The organism is Serpens gallinarum, from assembly GCF_014836765.1.
In the GTDB taxonomy this organism is placed as follows: Bacteria; Pseudomonadota; Gammaproteobacteria; order Pseudomonadales; family Pseudomonadaceae; genus Serpens; species Serpens gallinarum.
Map to the genome: position 1 here is coordinate 1 of NZ_JACSQG010000009.1, position 17659 is coordinate 17659.

The following is a 17659-nucleotide window of genomic DNA, read 5'->3' on the forward strand; positions in this document are numbered from 1 at the left end:
TGGTCAGTCACTTGAAAAAAGTGCCGCGAGCGCCGAAGGAGCGGGTGTTTTTGGGGTTTTTCTACAGCTTCGTTAGAACTCATGCGCTCCTACACTATTGATTGTGCTCATCTCAAGGATGAGGGTTCCTTTTGGCAAGCGTATCTAGCTGTAACTGAACCGGAAGATGCTGGTTATTTCGGCTGCAACCTCGATGCGTTTTGGGACGCTCTTAACGGAGGCCCTGGTTGGCCGGGAGAGTGTCAACTGATGTTCATCAATACTGCAAATCTCAAAGCGCTGCGAGAGGGGCGCTTCTATCAGGTGCTTCGAAAAATCTCACGAGATTCGAAACTTGTCGAGGTGCGCCTTGAATGAGAGTTCTAACCCGGCGCTCAACCTCTCCCTTCTGTCGCTGGACGCTGCGCGATAAAGCCGCGCAGCGCCGGTTCTCTGTTTTGTTCTCCTGCAGTGGAATGTAGCATCTCATAGAGGTCACGAGGCTTCGTTAAAATAGAAAATGTAGGATGGATAAAAAATGGAACCTGTCTCAATGGTAATTGGTGGAGCAGCTTACTACGTTGCAACAAAATTTGTAGACCAATTTATATCTCAGGAAGGGTACGGGTGGTTTCGCAAGATGCTTTTTCCCAAGCAAAGATATGTAGACAGGCTCTATCAACTGATTGAGGAAACGGCTACAGAGTTTGAAGTCGAATATCCAATTGAGTCAGATAAAGTTCCATTTTATCACTCTCAGCCATTATTTGATGTGTTAAACGAATACATTTTGTTTAAAGAGTTGCTCGATAAAACTGAGTTATTGAATAAGTTTAGTGATTATCCAAGTATACTTCCTCCAACTCAAAATCAACTTGAGCGTTTTTATGCGATTCTTGCGCTTAAAATAAACAAGTGCAAAACGTTAAAAAGTCTCCATATCGAAGAAACTTATAAAGAAAAAATATTCGATATCAGTGACGAACTTATTCAAATTAAACTTTTGTTGCGATCTATAGATGAGAAGCTAACTTTTCACTTGAGTGATGATTGGTTAAATGAGAAAAACAGACAAGCAATTGCTGATTTGGGTGGACGATATACACCTGAGTTGAACGTAAAGCTTGATATTTCAAAGGTATTTGAGGGCCTTGGAAGGACTCAAGCATTTTCTGATATGTTTTATTCGCATATCGACAGTTTTCTTATAAAAGGAAATAAGCTTCGTCAATGTGATGAAATTTCTACACCACTATCTGTAATGGTTCGGTCCTTAAATGATATTGCAAATCTCTATCAAGAAATCGACATTTCTAAATTAAGTGAAGTTCCAACGAAGAAGTTTATTGATAATGTTTCTAGATGCCGGGTAGCTATTAGTGAGTCGGAATCAGTATTGTGGGATTTGCGGGAAGAGTCAAAAAAAGAAGGTGAAACCAATCACTACAGTGATAAGTATTCATCCACTTTGAGAGAGCTTCGGGATCTTGATTATGCGTGCAATAATTTACTTGCATTCATTAACTCAATAACAGTGAAGTTAGCTAACAACCAATTCTTACTTCTCGAAGGAAAGGCTGGAATAGGTAAATCTCATTTACTTGCTGACGTGATTAAAACACGGATTGCCTCGGGTTACCCTTCTCTATTTATACTAGGGCAACAACTTACTTCAGATGAATCTCCTTGGTCACAAATATTTAAGAGATTACAGCTTAAGGTTACTTCCCGTGAGTTCCTAGAAAAGCTGAATTTATTTGGTCAAAAAAGGGGAAAAAGAGTCTTAATCTTTATTGATGCAATTAATGAAGGAAATGGCAACAAATTCTGGAATGATAACATCAACAGTTTTGTGGATGAAATCAAACAATTTGAATGGCTTGGCCTAGTAATGTCAGTCAGAACAACATATAAAAGTGTAACAATTTCAGATGAGAACGTGGAGCGCAATAATTTTGAAATTCATGAGCATATTGGATTTCAAAATGTCGAGTTGGAAGCGGTCAGCTTATTTTATGATTATTACAGTATAGAGAGGCCATCGTCACCTAACCTTAATCCAGAGTTTAGAAACCCTCTATTTCTTAAGTTGTTGTGCGAAGGGATTAAGAAAAATGGCTTAACGAAAGTGCCTGTTGGGTTTAATGGCATTTCAAATATTCTGAATTTTCTAGTGGAAGGTGTAAATAAATCATTAGCATCACCCAAAAAATATGCTTTCGACTCCAGCTTTCCCCTTGTTAAAGAAGCTCTCAACGAAATAATAAAAGTTAAACTGAATATTGGTGGAAATAGTATTTCACTTAAAGAAGCTCATTCAGTGGTTCAATCTGTTGTTCATGATTATGTGACTGATAAAACTTTTCTTAGCGCCTTGATTGACGAAGGGTTGTTAACTAAAGGCATAGTAAGAAATGATGATAATTCTACCGAGGAAGTAGTTTATGTGGCTTTTGAAAGATTTGATGATCATTTAACCGTTAAGTTCTTATTAGACGATGTTGAAGATATCGAAAATGAATTTAATTCTAATGGTCGCCTGAAAAGTTATTTTAAAGATGAATATGACTTTTATATACACTCGGGGATAGTTGAGGCTCTATCCATTCAATTGCCAGAAAAGTATGGGAAAGAGCTTTATGAATTATTGCCGGAGTTCAGTGATAATCATAATTTACTAGAAGCATTTATTGAAAGCTTGGTTTGGCGAGATATCCATGCTATTGATTTCGAAAAAATCAAACCTTTCATCAATGAGCAAGTATTTGGGTTTAACAATAGCTTTGATCATTTTCTAGAGGCAGTGATCTCTATTTCAGGGTTAGTTGATCATCCCTTTAATGCTAACTTCTTACATAGTTGGCTAACAAAGCACTCTTTACCAGATCGTGATGCGTTTTGGACTACACAACTTAAATACAAATATAGTGAAGACTCAGCATTTAGGCATCTAGTAGATTGGGCATGGGATAGAACAGATAAAAGCTACATTTCAGACGAATCAATCGAGTTGGTTGCAACTAGTTTATGCTGGTTTTTAACTTCGAGTAACCGGGAGCTTCGGGATTGTTCTACCAAAGCTTTAGTAAGTTTACTCGAAAAAAGAATTCCTGTATTGAAAAAGATAATTGATAAGTTTGATGGGGTAGACGATCCTTATGTTTGGGAAAGAATATTTTCAGTTGCATTAGGCTGTACATTGCGAACGGATAATGTTCAAGAACTAAAATATTTGGCCGAAACTGTTTACCAAAAGGTATTTTGTCCTGAGTATGTGTATCCAAATATCTTACTTAGAGACTATGCGAGAGAGATCATCGAATTTGCTACTCACTCTGGACTGGTGCTTGACGGTGTTGAACTGTCTAAGACTAAGCCTCCATACAACAGTAGTTGGCCTGACGAGATTCCTTCAAAAGAAGAACTAGAGTCCCTCTATGATAAAGACCCTTATTGGACACTTTGGAGCTCGATTATGGGAGGTGGTGACTTCTCACGATATACGATTGGAACAAATCACAATCACTCGGATTGGTCTGGTTGCAAGTTTGGTGAACCCCCTATTGACCGTAAGCAAGTTTTTAAAACTTTCCAAAGTAAATTAACTGATAACCAAAAAGAGCTGTATGAAGCTACTGACCCTATCATTTATGATGATAATGCCGAAGAAATTACGTTTGGTAGCACTACAATTAGGCTAGGTAGCGCGATAGGCAGAAAAGCTCAGGAAGAAATAAGGGCGAACAAAGAATTGTTTAAAAAGTCTTTGTCGGATGACCTGTTAATTGAGTTTGAGAATGATATAGAGCCGTACCTAGATCACAATAATAACTTGCTGGAAACCGATAAACACTTTGATCTTAGAGTAGCAGAGCGCTTTATATTTAAGCGTGTTGTGGAGCTTGGTTGGGATCCTGAGAAGCATGGTGATTTTGACCGACAAATAGGAACTGGCCGTGGGCGCAGAGAGTCATTTCAAGAGCGGATTGGTAAGAAGTACCAATGGATTGCTTATTATGAATACATGGCAAAGCTAGCCGATAATTTTATTCGTTTTGAAGGATATGGTGACGAACGAAAGGAAAGCCCATATCAAGGGCCATGGGAGCCTTACGTAAGAGATATAGATCCTACTATCTTACTTAAAGAAACAGGAACAAAGGTGTTAAGCAATCAAGAAATGTGGTGGCTTAATGATGAAGTATTTGATTGGACTTGCTCTTATGAAGAATGGGTGAAAAGCTCTACTGCGATAACTAATCCATATGGTTTGATTGAAGTTAAAGATGACAACGGTGATGAATGGCTGGTATTAGAAAGTTATCCGTCTTGGAAAGAGCCCAAAATTATTGGCAACGATGACTGGGGGCACCCACGAAAAGAGGTTTGGTGCCATCTCAGAAGTTATATCGTTAAATTAGAAGAATTTGAAAATTATAGAGATTGGGCAATAGGCCAACACTTCATGGGCAGGTGGATGCCGGAAGGAAGTGATAGATACCAATTATTTAATAGAGAGTTCTATTGGTCCGAAGCATACCAGTTTTTTAAATCAGACTATTATGGTGGCTCAGATTGGACCTCGGTATCAGACCAAGAGTCCAGAGCTAAGATAGCTGACGTTAGTATTACTTCTGTTAATTATTTGTGGGAAGAAGAGTTCGATAAATCAAAAATAGAAACTTTGAGCTTTTTGAAACCAAGCAATTTAATCTTCGAAAAAATGGACTTAACGAGCGGGGAAATAGAAGGTAGCTTCAAGGATCAAAACGGTACTATCGTTTGCTTTGCAGCTGAAGCTATACATGCTTCAAAGGCACATTTACTTATTAAAAAAGAACCATTTTTAAAAATGTTAGGTGAGAATGGCTTTGAAGTAGTTTGGACATTGTTGGGTGAGAAAGGTGTTATAGGTGGCTCACTTACCTCAAATCATCATTATGGCCGACAGGAGTTTAGTGGAGCGTTTTATTTTGATAACAATCAGCTAAAAGGGAGCCATAAAACTTACTCAACGCGATAAATGAATGTAAGAACTGAATGATAACTAGTATATATAAGTGGTGTTAAAAAGGAGTGATGCTTAAGAAACCCCAACTTGAGGGGGGGCTGCCGAAAGGAGAGAAAAGGGGACAGATTTATTTTCCTTAGCGCAGCTCTGGCCTATCGGAACCACCGGCTGCTTCTGGCCGGATAGCGACGGCCTGGCATAGATCGTCGCTATTGCTCGGGATTTCAAAACTGCACTGGTCGCTCGGTCGCTCGGTCGCTTCCAGAAGCGGTCAGCCTTCACGAAATTAGGGGCGATTCGTATTGCACAAATCCAGTGTTCAAAGTCCTCCGCCGAAGCGGTATTGCCAAACAATGCCCAGAACATCGTATTGGCTGCCAGTACGGGTGTGCGCGCCCTCACTGGTAAACAGCTTTAGCGAATGGTTCCGGCTCAACGGCAGCGTGAGAGTGCCCCCGTAGCGTGTGTTTTCCTGAAAGTCGTGGTTACTGACCCCATCAACAGAAGTGCTCCCGCCCGAGAAGTAGGTCGTATCCAGCGCTACCCAAACACCATTGCTAAAGGCATAGATAACATGCGCTTGTACCTGGTAAATCGGGTCTTGGGAAACCGTACGGTGGCCGAGGAAGTCGTCATTGTCGGTGAAAAAGGTTCCCGCACCGGATAACTCCAATGTCACTGCCCCCAGGCGCTTGGAAATCCCCAGCTCTGGCTTGAATGACCAGCGATTGTTGCCGAGATTTATGAGCCTACTGGAATCGTATTGGCCAACTGGCGGTGTGATTGCCAGGCTGGCGCCAATAATCAAGTCCTGTTGGTAGTTAGGGAATTCAGCCAGGGAGAGCGACGGGGCGCCATAAAAGTTAACCGAGAATCGAAATCTTGGATCGATCAGCCCTGTGACATTACGTTCCCTGGGTTCACCGGCAAACAGAGCAGAACCCTCCAGTCTCGCCTCGGGCACAACGATATCGAACTTCCCGGAGCGACCCCATACGTCCAACGATCTGGCAAAGGCAAAGACGGTAGTCTTGATATTAATTTGGCCATTTTCGAGCGTATTGAGGGGTTCGCGGTCACACTGCCATCCATATCGCTGTAGCCCACGAGCAGAAAATTGATACCGACCGGCGTATTGGCATAAGACCTGGGTTCGAGATCTTCTGCGACTGCTCCGTTGGCTATAAGCGACGCGCATGCGAACCGGACCAGCCTAACGGCGCAGAGTTTGGGCATCGTCCACATTCGCGTGCTTCCTACGGCCCCAGAGTTCTATTGTTGTAGCGCATCTGCCTACATCTGACCGCTACCAACAATGCTGCGCGGCTGCACTCGCTGTTTGATCGGGTGGTCCTGCTGATCGGTGCCTCGTCTGGTGAACGACAACTTGGGCGTTAGCAGCCTTTCGCGAACGGGAGCAGCGACCCTAGGCAACCCTTAGGCGTGGCAAAATTCTGGCGGCTTCACAGCATCCTTGTGGCCCAACCTTTCACACCCGCCACGACTCCACTTCCCACCAACTGGGCAACAGCCCCCTCACCTTCGCCCGCCCAAATCGATCATCCAGCAGATACACCACACCACGGTCGTCGGTGGTGCGAATCACCCGGCCGGCGGCTTGAACGACTTTCTGCATCCCCGGATAGAGGTAGGCGTAGTCGTAGCCGTTGGCCTCGCCGAAAATGTCCTGCACGCGTGTTTTGATTTCTTCGTTGACCACGTTGAGCTGGGGCAGGCCGAGTGTGGCGATAAAGGCGCCGATCAGGCGTTTGCCGGGCAGGTCGATGCCTTCGCCGAACGCGCCGCCCAGCACGGCAAAGCCAATGCCTTCCGAGTGCAGGGTGAAACGGTCGAGAAACGCCTGCCGCTCGCCTTCCTGCATGTTGCGGGTTTGCACGCTGGTGGGGATGTCCGGGTGCAGGCTCCTGAACAGCTCGCGCACTTGCTCCAGGTAGGCGTAGCTGCTGAAGAAGGCCAGGTAGTTGCCGGGCTCGCGTCGGTACTGCTCGGCCATCAGGTGGCAAATGGGCGCCAGGCTGCTTTCACGATGCTGGTAGCGGGTGGACAGGTTGCGCACCACGCGAACGCTCAGTTGCTCGGCCGCAAAGGGCGAGGCCACGTCGATCCACTGGGTTTCTTCCGGCAGGCCCAGCAGGTCGCGGTAGTAGTTGGCGGGTCGCAAGGTGGCCGAGAACAGCGTGGTGGTGTGGGCCTCGTCGAAGCGCGCGGCGAGGAACGGCGCCGGCACCACGTTGCGCAGGCACAGCGTGGTGTCCAGGCTCAGCGCGTTGCTGGTCTGACGGGTGATGTCGCACAGCGAATGGGGGCCGTAGGCCTCGCTCAGGCGACAGAACAGCATGGCGTCCAGGTAGAACTGCAGCAGGCTGCGGTCGTTGCCGTCAGGCTGCTCGCTCAGGTGATCGGTGATGGCGGTCACCGCTTTTTGCAGGGCCGCGACGAATAAATCCGGCACGCTGGGGTAAATCTGGTAGTCGTGCTCTTGCACCCGGTTGAGCTGTTCCCAGTGGCGACCCACGCGCTGCAACTCGCTGCGGATGCGCGCCGGCGCCCGGCGGAGCAGGTCGTGGAATACGGCTTGATCCAGTTCGGCGCTGTACATGCTGCGCGCCCGGTCGACCAGGTTGTGCGCCTCGTCCACCAGCACGGCGACGCGCCATTCGTTGAGGGTGGTCAGGCTGTAGAGCAGGGCGCCCATGTCGAAGTAGTAGTTGTAATCGCCGACCACCACGTCCGCCCAACGGCACAACTCCTGGCTCAGGTAGTAGGGGCAAACCTGGTGTTGCAAGGCGATGCGGCGCACCTGCTGCTGGGAGAGCCAGCCGTGTTGCAGGGCGGCGTGCCGAGCAGCCGGCAGGCGATCATAGAATCCTTTGGCCAGCGGGCAGGACTGCCCATGGCAGCTTTTGTCCGGGTGTTCGCAGGACTTGTCCCGCGCCACATGCTCCAGCACCCGCAACGGTGTGGCCCGATCCTCATGGCGCAGGCTGTGCAGCGCGTCCAGGGCCAGACGGCGGCCGGGTGTTTTTGCGGTGAGGAAGAACAGCCGATCCAGTTCCTGACTGGGCATGGCCTTGAGCTGGGGAAACAGCGTGCCCAGGGTCTTGCCGATGCCCGTCGTGGCCTGGGCCATCAGCGTGTGGCCATCGCGGGCGCTGCGATAGACCGCTTCGGCCAGTTGCCGCTGGCCATGGCGAAAGGCTGGGTAGGGGAAGCTCAGGGCGTCCAGATAGTCGTCACGCTCTATACGGTGGGCCTGTTCCTGCTCGGCAAAGCGTAAAAAGCACAGGCACTGTTGATCGAAGAAGGCTTTCAGGTCAGAGGCGCGGAAACGCTCGGTAAAGGCATGCTCGACCTGGGTCATCACCTCGAAATACACCACGGCCAGTTCCAGTTCTTCCAGCCCGAGTTGCTCGCAGAGCAGCCAGCCGTAGACCTTGACCTGGGCCCAGTGCAGCAGCCGATGGTTGGCGGGGATGCGGCTGATGTCGCCGCGGTGGGTCTTGATCTCTTCCAGACGGTTGGCCTCGGGGTCGTACCCGTCGGCGCGACCGCTGACCAACAGCCCCGGATAGGTGCCACTCAACGGCAGTTCCGCGAGGTAGTGCCCGCCACGCCGGCTGACCACGGTCTGATGCCCGGCGATGCCTTCCTGGGCGGTGGGCGAGGGCGTAAAACGCAGGTCGAGGTCGCCCTCTTTGGCGGTGAATTCGCACAGCGCCCGCACCGCGACCCGATAGCTCATGCCGCTGCCCAGGTCACGTAACACACCTCAACGGCAATGCCCTGTTCGGCGGCGAAGGTCAGCCAGCGTTTCTGGTTGTCCTGCAGGCGATCGCCGGGGCCTTTCACTTCGATCATGCGGTAGCGCCGCTCCTGCGGGTAGAACTGGATCAGGTCGGGCATGCCGGCGCGGTTGGCTTTCAGGTCCTGCAGCAGGCGGGTGAAACAGGCCTGCAGGTGCTGCGGCGGAATGCAGTGCAGGGCCATTTCCAGGAGCGGCTCATCGAGCATCGCCCAGAACACGAAGGGCGACTGGATGCCGTACTTTTCCCGGTAGCGCGCGCGCAGCAGTTGCGGGTAGTCGGGGTGTTCAAGGCGCGCCAGGCACTGCTCGAACAGTGCCTGGCGCCGAGGGTGGAAGTCCGGGCTGTACAGGTCCACCGGGCCGCTGTGGAACGGGTGGAAGAACGCGCCCGGCAGCGGGGCGAAGATGGCGTCCCAGCACAGCAGGCCGAACAGGCTGCAGAGCAGGGAATTTTCCACGTAGAACACTGGCGCCGCGTCCTGATGCAGGTGATCGCGCACGGCGATTTCCACGCTGCTCTCGGCAGGCGCAAGGGCCAGGTCGAGGCGCGCCTCCGCAAGGGTTTTGGGCCGCTTGCTCAGCGGTAAGCCGAGCCGGCGGCGCAGGCGGGTCAGGGCGCGCTCCAGGCGCTGGCTTTCCTCGTCACTGCCGGGCTGTTGGCTGAAGAGTTGGGCGTACTCAAGGGCTTCGGCATTGCGGCCCAGGTTTTCCAGCACGCGAATCTGCCGCCAGCGTGCCTCGCCGTGGCTGCTGTGCCGGTAGAGCGTCAGGGCCTGTTCCAGCTCACCGCAGCGTTCCAGTTGCTGAGCGATCTGGAACAGCAGCCGTGACTGGCGGGTGCGCAGGTGGGGGTTCTGCGAAGAGAAGGCCAGCAACGCCGGCAGTATCGCCTCCACGGCGAGGCCCTCGTCGCAGTGCTGGCGCAGCCCGCGCAGGTGCAGGTAATCCTCAATATCCTGGCGACACTGGAAGCCACGCGAGTGCGGGCTGATGTCCACCGGCTCGTAGCGGTATATGCCCAGGTCGGCCAGCACGAACTCGGACCAGTCCTGGCTCAGGTTGCCGAAAAACATCAGGCGCAGGCGGTCGCAGAGTTCGCCCACCTGCAGGCTCAGCAGCCGATCGTCCAGGGTGGGGCACCAGTTGCTAAAGGTCTGTTCCGGCAGGTCCTGCGCCTGCAATTGTTCAAGCAGCTCGCTTTTCTTTTGCGCGGCGCGGCGATCCGGCAGTGGCAGGTGGGCGAGCACTTCATCCTTGCGTAACAGCTCGGCCACTTCAGCTGCGCTCAGAATTGCCTGCTCGCTGACCCAGCCAAGATCCAGCAGCGGACGGGCCGCGGCCAGGCTGTCGCCGATCTCCGGGTAGCCGAGTTTGCTCAGGCGAAAGTGGCAGCCACGGCGCATGACCATCCGCACCAGCAGCGCCTGGGCGGGCAGCTCCAAGGTGTGGAAGCTCTCGATAAAGGCGAGTTCCTCAAGCGTCAGCAGGTCGGCATAGCGCTCGCGCACCCAGGCCAGGGCGGTGCGAAAGTTGTCGAGGTAGTAAAACTCGGGGGCAAGCGAGGAGGGCATGGCGCGGCAATCACTGGGTTTTCATACAGGATTGTCCGGCCTGGAGCGGGATTGAGCAACCGCAGGTGACGACGGGGTTGCGAGCGTTATTCGGGCCCGCCCGCTTACTGAGTCGTTCCGGTCCCCTGGCCACTTGCCGGGTCGATGACCTCTCCGCCTTCACTGCCGTGTTCGGTACCAAGGCCGGTGCCTTGTTCCGCGGGGGGAGCTGTTTGGTCATTGCGATCAGGGTCCATCGAGTCGTCTGACCCGCTGGAAGGCTGCTCGTGACTGGGCGCAGGTGTAGGTTCGGGTGCGCTGCGTTCGGTTTCATCCACGTCGCAACCGACCAATGCCAGGGCAAGCAGAGCCGTTATCAGGTAGCCAAACCGCATGGTGCTGTCCTCCTAATACCGATGGTTGGTGACCCTGCGCCGTCTGCGCCGCATGAGCGCGATGAGCACAATAAGCAGCACGATGACGCCAACGACCATGGCCACGCGTGCAAACAGAACCAGGTCAGGCGCTGAGGTCTTCCCGGCGCGCAGGTTCTCGACCTGGCCCACCGTGACTTCGGCCTGGGGATTTCCGTAGGTCTGGATCAGGTAATTGGACAGGGTTGCGATTTGCTGATCGGAAAGTTCATGGGCGAAGCCCGGCATGCGGATCTCATGGCCTTCGGACACTCGATGAATTCCCTGGAGGATCACCATCGCCAGGTTGTTGGTCTCAGGCCTTCCGGTCGCGGTGTTTTGATACAGGGCTGGAAGCAGGGTGTCGAAGGTGCCTTCGCCGTGGGCCTGGTGACACGCGGCGCAGTAGCCGTCATAGAGCTGGGCTCCGGTCATCTCGTCAGGGTTTTCAGGCCAGGCGCCGCTGCGTGAGCGGTGGACCGCGTTGACCGCGCTACCCCAGGCGTACACGGGCTTCTCGATGCCTTCTTGAACCACGGCAGGAACCGTCTTGAGATAGACGGCGATCGCGTGCAGGTCCGCGTCGGTCAGGTACTGCAAGCTATGGTCGATGGCTTCCGCCATGGGCCCCGAGGCCTGGCCTTTGGCGATATTGCCGGTTTTCATGTAATGCACCAGCTCCTCGGTGCTCCAGCCGCCGATGCCGCTGTTGACGTCGGAGGTGATGTTGGGCGCGTACCAGACGCTGACTTCGCCACCGGCCAGGTCTTTGGACGACATTTCGGCCATCAGGAAATTGCGCGGCGAGTGACAGGTGCTGCAGTGGGTCAGGCCCTGCGCCAGGTAGGCCCCCCGATTCCATTCAGCGTTCTGGCTGGGGTCGGGCTGGTAGGGCTCGTCATCCAGAAACAATGCATTCCATACAGCCATGGACAGCCGAATGTTGAATGGAAAGGGCAGCTCCGTTGCCGGTGGGCGGGTTTCCACCGGCGCCACGCCGCTCATGAAGTACGCGTACATCGCTTCGATGTCTTCGTCTGTTGTCTTGGCGTATGAGGTATAGGGCATCGCGGGGTAGAGGTATTTGCCGTCAGCGCGAATGCCTTTGCGCACCGCGTCGTCGAACTGCTCCAGGGTGTAATTGCCGATTCCCGCTGTTTTCGACGAGGTGATATTGGTGGCGATGACATCGCCCAGCGGCGTCGACAAGCGCAGTCCGCCGGCAAAGAGCTCTCCGCCTTCGAGGGTGTGACAGGCGACGCAGTCGCCCGCCCTGGCCAGGTACTCACCGCGCTTGACCTGTTCATCGTCAAACGGAGCTGCCTGGGCGCCCAGGCTGAGGACCACCGCGATGCTCGCCAGGAGGTGCTGACCAATGCTCTGCTTCGTTCTTTCAATGGTCATGAAAACTTCCTTCACGCTTACGCGATGGGCGCGTCATGGTTAACAGTCCATGCGCTCGAGGAGCCAGGCAGCATGTGTTCGACGCTTCGCAGCGCCACGGCCACGGCAGCCAGCGTCGAATTGCACGTGCCCGCAGTCGGCAATACACCCGTGCCGACCAGATAAAGGTTTTCGTGGTCGTGGGCGCGTCCGTACTCGTCACACACGGACGTATGCGGGTCGCTGCCCATGGTTAGCGTCCCGCAGATGTGCTGGTTATTGGCGAAATAATCATCCTTGGTATACCGAAGGTTACTGCCGCCCATCAATTCTGCGATCCGGGCGAAATCCGCCTTGCCGGCGATGGCGCCACCGCGGGTGTAATCGTCAATCCTGTAGTGGGCCTGCGGTTTCGGGATGCCCAGGGCGTCTTTCTGATCGCTCAGGCTGATGCGGTTTTCCGGGTTGGGCAGCACTTCCAGCACGGTCTTGACGTTCATTTCATGGGCGGCGCTATAGCGCAGGCGCTTTTCGAACTCGGGCCCATAGACGCCTTCCAGCAAGAGCCGTTGAGTGGTGCTGTCGACGCGTGAAATGTTGGTGAAATCCAGCCGGTATGCGGAATATTCCGAACGGAACGGGCCGTCGCGCAGGGTGTTGATCGAGCTTGGGCTCTGCGGTCCGCGCCCAAGCCAGACCTCTTCATCGGCATCGAAGGTCAGTGACGTGCTCGGATGGTCCATCAGGTTGCGGCCCACCATTCCCGAGCTGTTTGCCACTCCGTTGGGGTATTTATCACTGGTGGAGAGCAGCAAGAGCTTGGGACTTTCGATGCCGTTGGCGGCAACGATGAATGTTCTGCCCGTAACGCGGTGGGAAGTCTTGTCCGGATCGTAGTAATGCGCGGCCACGATTCGGTCTTGGGCATCATGTTCGAGCTGATAGACCACGGCATTGGCAATCAGCTTGGCGCCGGCCGCTTCGGCGGCGTCCACGGACAGCCCTCCGTGGTACTGCGCATCCACCGGGCAGATCGGCTGACAGTTGTTGCTGCCGCAGCAGGCGGGGCGGCCGTCGAAGGTGCGGCTGTTGCGTGCAACGGTATTGCCCACCACGGGGTAGACGCCAGCCAGGCGTTCGCGCAAGCGGCGCATCGCGTAGGGTTCGGCCACGGGCTCCAGTGGGAACGGCTTGCTACGAGGCGATTCCGGATGCTCTTCCAGAGAACCGGCGACCCCCATGATTTCCTCGGCTTCCTGATAGAAGGGCTCGAGCGCGTCATAACTGAACGGCCAATCGACACCCACGCCGTAAAGGCTTTGCATGAGCATGTCATTGGGGACATAGCGCCAGGCATGCGCCGCCCAGTGCCAGGTGGTGCCGCCCACCATGCGGATGTATTCGGCTGGATACGGATACGGCCCGGCCTGGACCAGGTAACCATTGTCCTTGGGCGCATACACCGGGTGGGGTGCCCAGGGCGAGAACGGATACGGCGACATCCAGTCGCTTCGGCGCGTCGAATTACGGAAATTGGCCACCAGTTGGGCGCGACCCACGCGGGGGCCGGCTTCCAAGATCAGCACCGAGGCGCCGCGCCTGGCCAACTTGAGCGCGGTCAGCGCGCCGCAAATACCGGAGCCAATCACAACGAAATCAGCAGACAACTCTTCGGCCACGTGGCGACCCTCTCAAACCGGTTTACTGGCCCAGCTGCCATAAGCGCCATGGCAATAGCTGGGCGGCTTCAGCACATCGCTGACGAACACTGCATTCAAGGCGTTTTCATAGGCGAGGCAATGCACCTGCTCACCGTCGCTCACGATGCCGAGAAACCAGGCCGTGGCAATTTTGCGCGGCACCGGCGCGAGCGAGGGATAGTCGCTTTCGAGTACCGCCTGCAGTTGGAGGGGACCGATCTGGCGATCGTTGATCAGCTTCAACAGTTCGCGGGTTGCCGCTGAAAAATTGGGGTCCGCCTCGGTCAGCGCATCGAAGAGAGTCGCCGAGAGCTCAGCGTCCAGAGACTGGCGACCGGCGATGATTGCCGAAACGGCCATGAAGGCGCCGCGCTCGGCGTCCGGGGCAGTTTGTGCGACGGCCCAGGGAATCAGGGATGCCGTATAGAGGGTGAGCATGCCCATCAGCAGGCCCCGGCGCGACGGATCTTCGGGGGCGTGAGGTGAGAGGCTGACGACTTTTTTTCTTACCAAGGACATGGCAATACCAGAGTCAGATCAGTCCGGCTTTAGCGTCGAGGCCGATAACGAAGGAGTGTTTGTTATAGGCCAGCACGAATTCGTAGAGTTCAGAGTCGCTCCACATTTCCCTCGTGAGGGGCGACTAGGGTCCGTGGACATTTGCAGCGAGCCGCGTAGTGGCTCCATTGCGCTAGCAAGGCGACACCCGCTCCCGGCGGGTTTGTCGTAGCCTATGGATCGCTCGTCCTGCTTTCTCTGAAGATTGGCGCCACCCGGCTGCACCGGTTCGGTTGACCCGCAGCAGCCCTCTGGCGGTTTATCGATTGGTTGCGCCTATCGGAGGCTGAGTGAGGGGGCATGCTGCATTTGACCTAAAGCGGCCCCGTCGCATTAGGCAAAAATACGGCCTGGGTTTTTCGGGCCCGAAACATAATTCGTTCCCTTTTCTCTCTCTTCCTCAAGTTCCGGCCTGACGAACCTGATTTTCCAGTTCGGTCTTGAGGGCCGGATCGAGCCTGAGCTGCTTGGCCAGCTCATCAAGATAGGCGCGTTCCATGAAGTGCTCTTCATCCACGAGCATGACGCTGGCGATGTACATTTCAGCTGCCATTTCCGGAGTGCTGGCGGCGCGCGCGACATCGGCCGGGTCGAGGGGCTTGTTCAATTCGGTGTGCAGCCACTGTTGCAGTTCCTGATCGTTGTCGAGCTTGACGAACTCGCCCTCGATCAGCGCTTTTTCGCGCTCGTCCACATGCCCATCGGCCTTGGCCGCCGCCACCAGCGCCTTGAGGATTGCTTGGCTGTGCAGTTCGACTTGGGCCGGCGGCAATCGATCAAGGGTTTGCGGCTCGCCTTGTGGCGCGCTGCCCTGCTGGGCTTGCCAGTTGCCGTAGGCCTTGTAAGCAATCACGCCGAGGGCCGCCAGGCCGCCGTAGGTCAAGGCCTTGCCGCCGAACTTGCGCGCCTTCTTGTTACCCAGCAGCAGGCCCATCGCGCCCGCCGCCACGGCACCGCCGCCCGCGCCAGAAAGCAGGCTGCCCAGATTCCCGCCGCCCGCACCGCCTAACAACCCACCCAACCCGCCATTGGCGACGGGTTTGCCGGTGGTGCTCTTGCTGCCCTGTTTCTGCAGCAGATCCTGGCCAGATCTGAGCAACTGGTCGAGTAAACCTCGGGTGTTCATCTGAGCGTCCTCAAAAAAGTAAATAACGGCTGCAGGGTAAAGCTTGCCTTGCGCCTCGACGTGGCGCATTTGCATCCGGATGTTGCATTTTTTACGAACGCACTGCACGAGTAAACGGGAGGCGGGGAGCGCGACTGCCCAGCGGCACGCTCGAAAAACGCGCAGGGTGCGGCATGCCTCGATTACGCTCGCACCCGTCGTGCGGCTCAGGTCGTGCGGGGCAGCACGGTGAGGACGCGCACGATGAAGGCGTGCAACTCGGTCATGTAGTTGCGCAGAAACTCCCGAGTACTCTCGTTGGTAACCTCGCCGTCGGCCGTGATAAGCCCTTCCTTGAAGTGGATGTAGGCCTCAACGGTGTTCATCAGTGGCGAGTTGCAATAGCACAGCACGCCACGCAATTGGCTCTGGGCCACCGCAGTGCCAATAGCCCCAGGTGACGTGCCGATCACGCCGGAAGGTTTGTGCGCCAAGGAGTTTTGGCCCCATGGACGGCTGGCCCAGTCGATTGCGTTTTTTAGGCCGCCGGGGATCGAACGGTTGAACTCAGGGGTGACGAACAGGAGAGCATCGCAGTCGGCGATGGCCTGCTTGAAGGTCCGGGCCACTGGAGGGTAGTCGGCATCATAGTCTTGGCTGTAGACAGGCAGATCCTTGATCGGGATCTCGACGAGTTGCAATTCGGGGGGTGCCAATCGAGTCAGTGCCTGGGCAAGCCGACGATTGATCGACGTCGAGGACAGGCTACCAACGAAATACCCAACCTTGTAACTGGCCATATTCGTTTTCTCCTAAGTGAGATTTCCTGGTGGAACCTTGGCCTTTGACCCGACTCCTGGCAAGAACGCGCAGGCATGTCGTCGGCCAATGATGCCGGCCGGCGTTGTGCCGCAATAAGGCTGGTGGGTTAGCGGTTGATGCCGCCTTGCATGCCGGAGCGCTTGTCAGCGGGCGGAGGCCCGGATTCGCTTACGGGTAGGACACGGTTTCCACCCAATTGGCACCTTTACCCGAAGGCGCGTTGCCGGCGCGGGTGAGCGTACCTTTCTCGGGATCGATGGCGTAGACCCCGATCTCATCGCTCTTCTCGCCGGTCACGAGGAGCCATTTACCACTCGGATCGACCGCGATGCCCCGTGGTTGCTTCTCGACTGCAATGTTTTGCAGGTAGGTCAGCGTACCGGTCTGGCCGTCGACGGCAAAGACGCTGACGCTGCTGCCGGTGCGCTCGCTCGTATAGAGGAAACGGCCGTTGGGCGTGAGGCGAATGTCCGCACACCAGATCAGGTTGTCCGGCAGCGTTGGCGCAGGCTGGCCGGGCGTGGCCGCAGGCCGCGGTTGGCCGTGCACCAGGCCGGCGCTGGCTGGAACCGATTGCACGCTGGCGACTTCGGTCAGGGCGCCGGTGGTCTGATCAATCGAGTAGCTGGTGACGGTGCCGGCCATTTCGCCGAGCAGGTACAGGAAGCGGTTGTCCGTGGCGATCACGGCATGGCGTGGGCCGGCGTTTTTCGGCAATTTGACCGAACTACTCTGGGTCAACTGGCCCGTTTTTTCGTCGAATGTGAACACCAGAAGCTGGTCAGAGCCCAGGTTCGTGGCGTAAGCAAAGCGGTTGCTGTGGTCGACGATGATGGCGTGGGCGTTGAGCCCAGTCTCAACCACTTGCTGCGAACCGTCCTGAACCATGCCCTGGGCGTCAATCGCGTTGACCATGACCTGATTGTTGCCGTAGGAAGCTCCCAGCAGATAGTGGCCGGTGCGGTCGACAGAAATGTAGGCCTGACTGTCGGCTACGGCGGCCTTGCTCAGCAGTTTGAGCGAGCCATCCGCCGGGTCCACGGCAAACGTTGCGACACTAAAGGGCTCCGAGCGGATGGAGGCATACAGCTTGCGATGATCCGGACTGAGTGCCAGGGGCATCACGTTGTCACCGGCTTGTGTGGACGTGAGTAGGGTCAGAGTGCCGTTATCGGCCAGGCGATAGCTGCCGATGGTGCCATCGACGGCGTTGGACACAAAGGCGTAGGTCTGGGCCTGTAACAGCGGGCTGGCGAGGGCCATTGCAGCGGATAGCGAGAGGGCTTTCAGGGTGTTGAGCGGGGTCATGTTG

11 protein-coding genes are annotated in these 17659 nt (G+C 54.9%); 2 read left to right on the plus strand and 9 right to left on the minus strand.

The window, feature by feature from the left end:
• The first annotated feature begins 81 nt into the window (after positions 1-81).
• Complete coding sequence (locus H9642_RS14600) at positions 82-357, plus strand: barstar family protein (protein ID WP_251837192.1); 276 nt, start codon at positions 82-84, stop codon at positions 355-357.
• Positions 358-517: 160 nt separating this feature from the next.
• Positions 518-5002 (plus strand): AVAST type 2 anti-phage system protein Avs2, encoded by a 4485-nt coding sequence (gene avs2, locus H9642_RS14605; protein ID WP_251837193.1) that lies wholly within the window; start codon positions 518-520, stop codon positions 5000-5002.
• A 307-nt stretch (positions 5003-5309) separates the two neighbouring features.
• On the opposite strand, the gene H9642_RS14610 is transcribed toward avs2, so the two are convergent.
• From H9642_RS14610 to H9642_RS14650, 9 genes are all read right to left on the minus strand, one after another.
• A complete protein-coding gene (locus H9642_RS14610; RefSeq protein ID WP_251837194.1) occupies positions 5310-6188 on the minus strand; it encodes a transporter in 879 nt (292 codons plus the stop codon).
• Between the two features lie 291 nt (positions 6189-6479).
• On the minus strand, positions 6480-8753 hold the full coding sequence (locus tag H9642_RS14615) for an ATP-dependent DNA helicase (protein WP_251837195.1): 2274 nt from the start codon (positions 8751-8753) through the stop codon (positions 6480-6482).
• Entirely contained in the window at positions 8750-10387 is a 1638-nt protein-coding gene (locus tag H9642_RS14620) for a VRR-NUC domain-containing protein (protein ID WP_251837196.1), read from the minus strand. Before H9642_RS14620 ends, H9642_RS14615 begins: the two co-directional genes overlap by 4 nt.
• A 386-nt stretch (positions 10388-10773) precedes the next feature.
• A complete protein-coding gene (locus H9642_RS14625; protein ID WP_251837197.1) occupies positions 10774-12183 on the minus strand; it encodes a c-type cytochrome in 1410 nt (469 codons plus the stop codon).
• Positions 12184-12200: 17 nt separating this feature from the next.
• Complete coding sequence (locus H9642_RS14630; RefSeq protein WP_251837198.1) at positions 12201-13841, minus strand: GMC family oxidoreductase; 1641 nt, start codon at positions 13839-13841, stop codon at positions 12201-12203.
• 12 nt (positions 13842-13853) lie between these two features.
• On the minus strand, positions 13854-14381 hold the full coding sequence (locus H9642_RS14635) for a sorbitol dehydrogenase family protein (RefSeq protein WP_251837199.1): 528 nt from the start codon (positions 14379-14381) through the stop codon (positions 13854-13856).
• Positions 14382-14820: 439 nt separating this feature from the next.
• Entirely contained in the window at positions 14821-15546 is a 726-nt protein-coding gene (locus H9642_RS14640) for a tellurite resistance TerB family protein (protein WP_251837200.1), read from the minus strand.
• A 206-nt stretch (positions 15547-15752) separates the two neighbouring features.
• Positions 15753-16325, minus strand: coding sequence for an NADPH-dependent FMN reductase (locus H9642_RS14645; protein WP_251837201.1), 573 nt, complete (start codon positions 16323-16325; stop codon positions 15753-15755).
• 190 nt (positions 16326-16515) lie between these two features.
• On the minus strand, positions 16516-17655 hold the full coding sequence (locus tag H9642_RS14650) for a lactonase family protein (RefSeq protein WP_251837202.1): 1140 nt from the start codon (positions 17653-17655) through the stop codon (positions 16516-16518).
• Between the last annotated feature and the right edge of the window lie 4 nt (positions 17656-17659).

What these genes read in the sequence shown, in the direction of transcription:
- H9642_RS14615 (WP_251837195.1), bottom strand. Translation starts at nt 8,753, where the DNA reads ATGAGCTATCGGGTCGCGGTGCGGGCGCTGTGCGAATTCACCGCCAAA.
- H9642_RS14645 (WP_251837201.1), bottom strand. Translation starts at nt 16,325, where the DNA reads ATGGCCAGTTACAAGGTTGGGTATTTCGTTGGTAGCCTGTCCTCGACG.
- H9642_RS14650 (WP_251837202.1), bottom strand. Translation starts at nt 17,655, where the DNA reads ATGACCCCGCTCAACACCCTGAAAGCCCTCTCGCTATCCGCTGCAATG.
- H9642_RS14635 (WP_251837199.1), bottom strand. Translation starts at nt 14,381, where the DNA reads ATGTCCTTGGTAAGAAAAAAAGTCGTCAGCCTCTCACCTCACGCCCCC.
- H9642_RS14640 (WP_251837200.1), bottom strand. Translation starts at nt 15,546, where the DNA reads ATGAACACCCGAGGTTTACTCGACCAGTTGCTCAGATCTGGCCAGGAT.
- H9642_RS14625 (WP_251837197.1), bottom strand. Translation starts at nt 12,183, where the DNA reads ATGACCATTGAAAGAACGAAGCAGAGCATTGGTCAGCACCTCCTGGCG.
- avs2 (WP_251837193.1), top strand. Translation starts at nt 518, where the DNA reads ATGGAACCTGTCTCAATGGTAATTGGTGGAGCAGCTTACTACGTTGCA.
- H9642_RS14620 (WP_251837196.1), bottom strand. Translation starts at nt 10,387, where the DNA reads ATGCCCTCCTCGCTTGCCCCCGAGTTTTACTACCTCGACAACTTTCGC.
- H9642_RS14610 (WP_251837194.1), bottom strand. Translation starts at nt 6,188, where the DNA reads ATGCGCGTCGCTTATAGCCAACGGAGCAGTCGCAGAAGATCTCGAACC.
- H9642_RS14600 (WP_251837192.1), top strand. Translation starts at nt 82, where the DNA reads ATGCGCTCCTACACTATTGATTGTGCTCATCTCAAGGATGAGGGTTCC.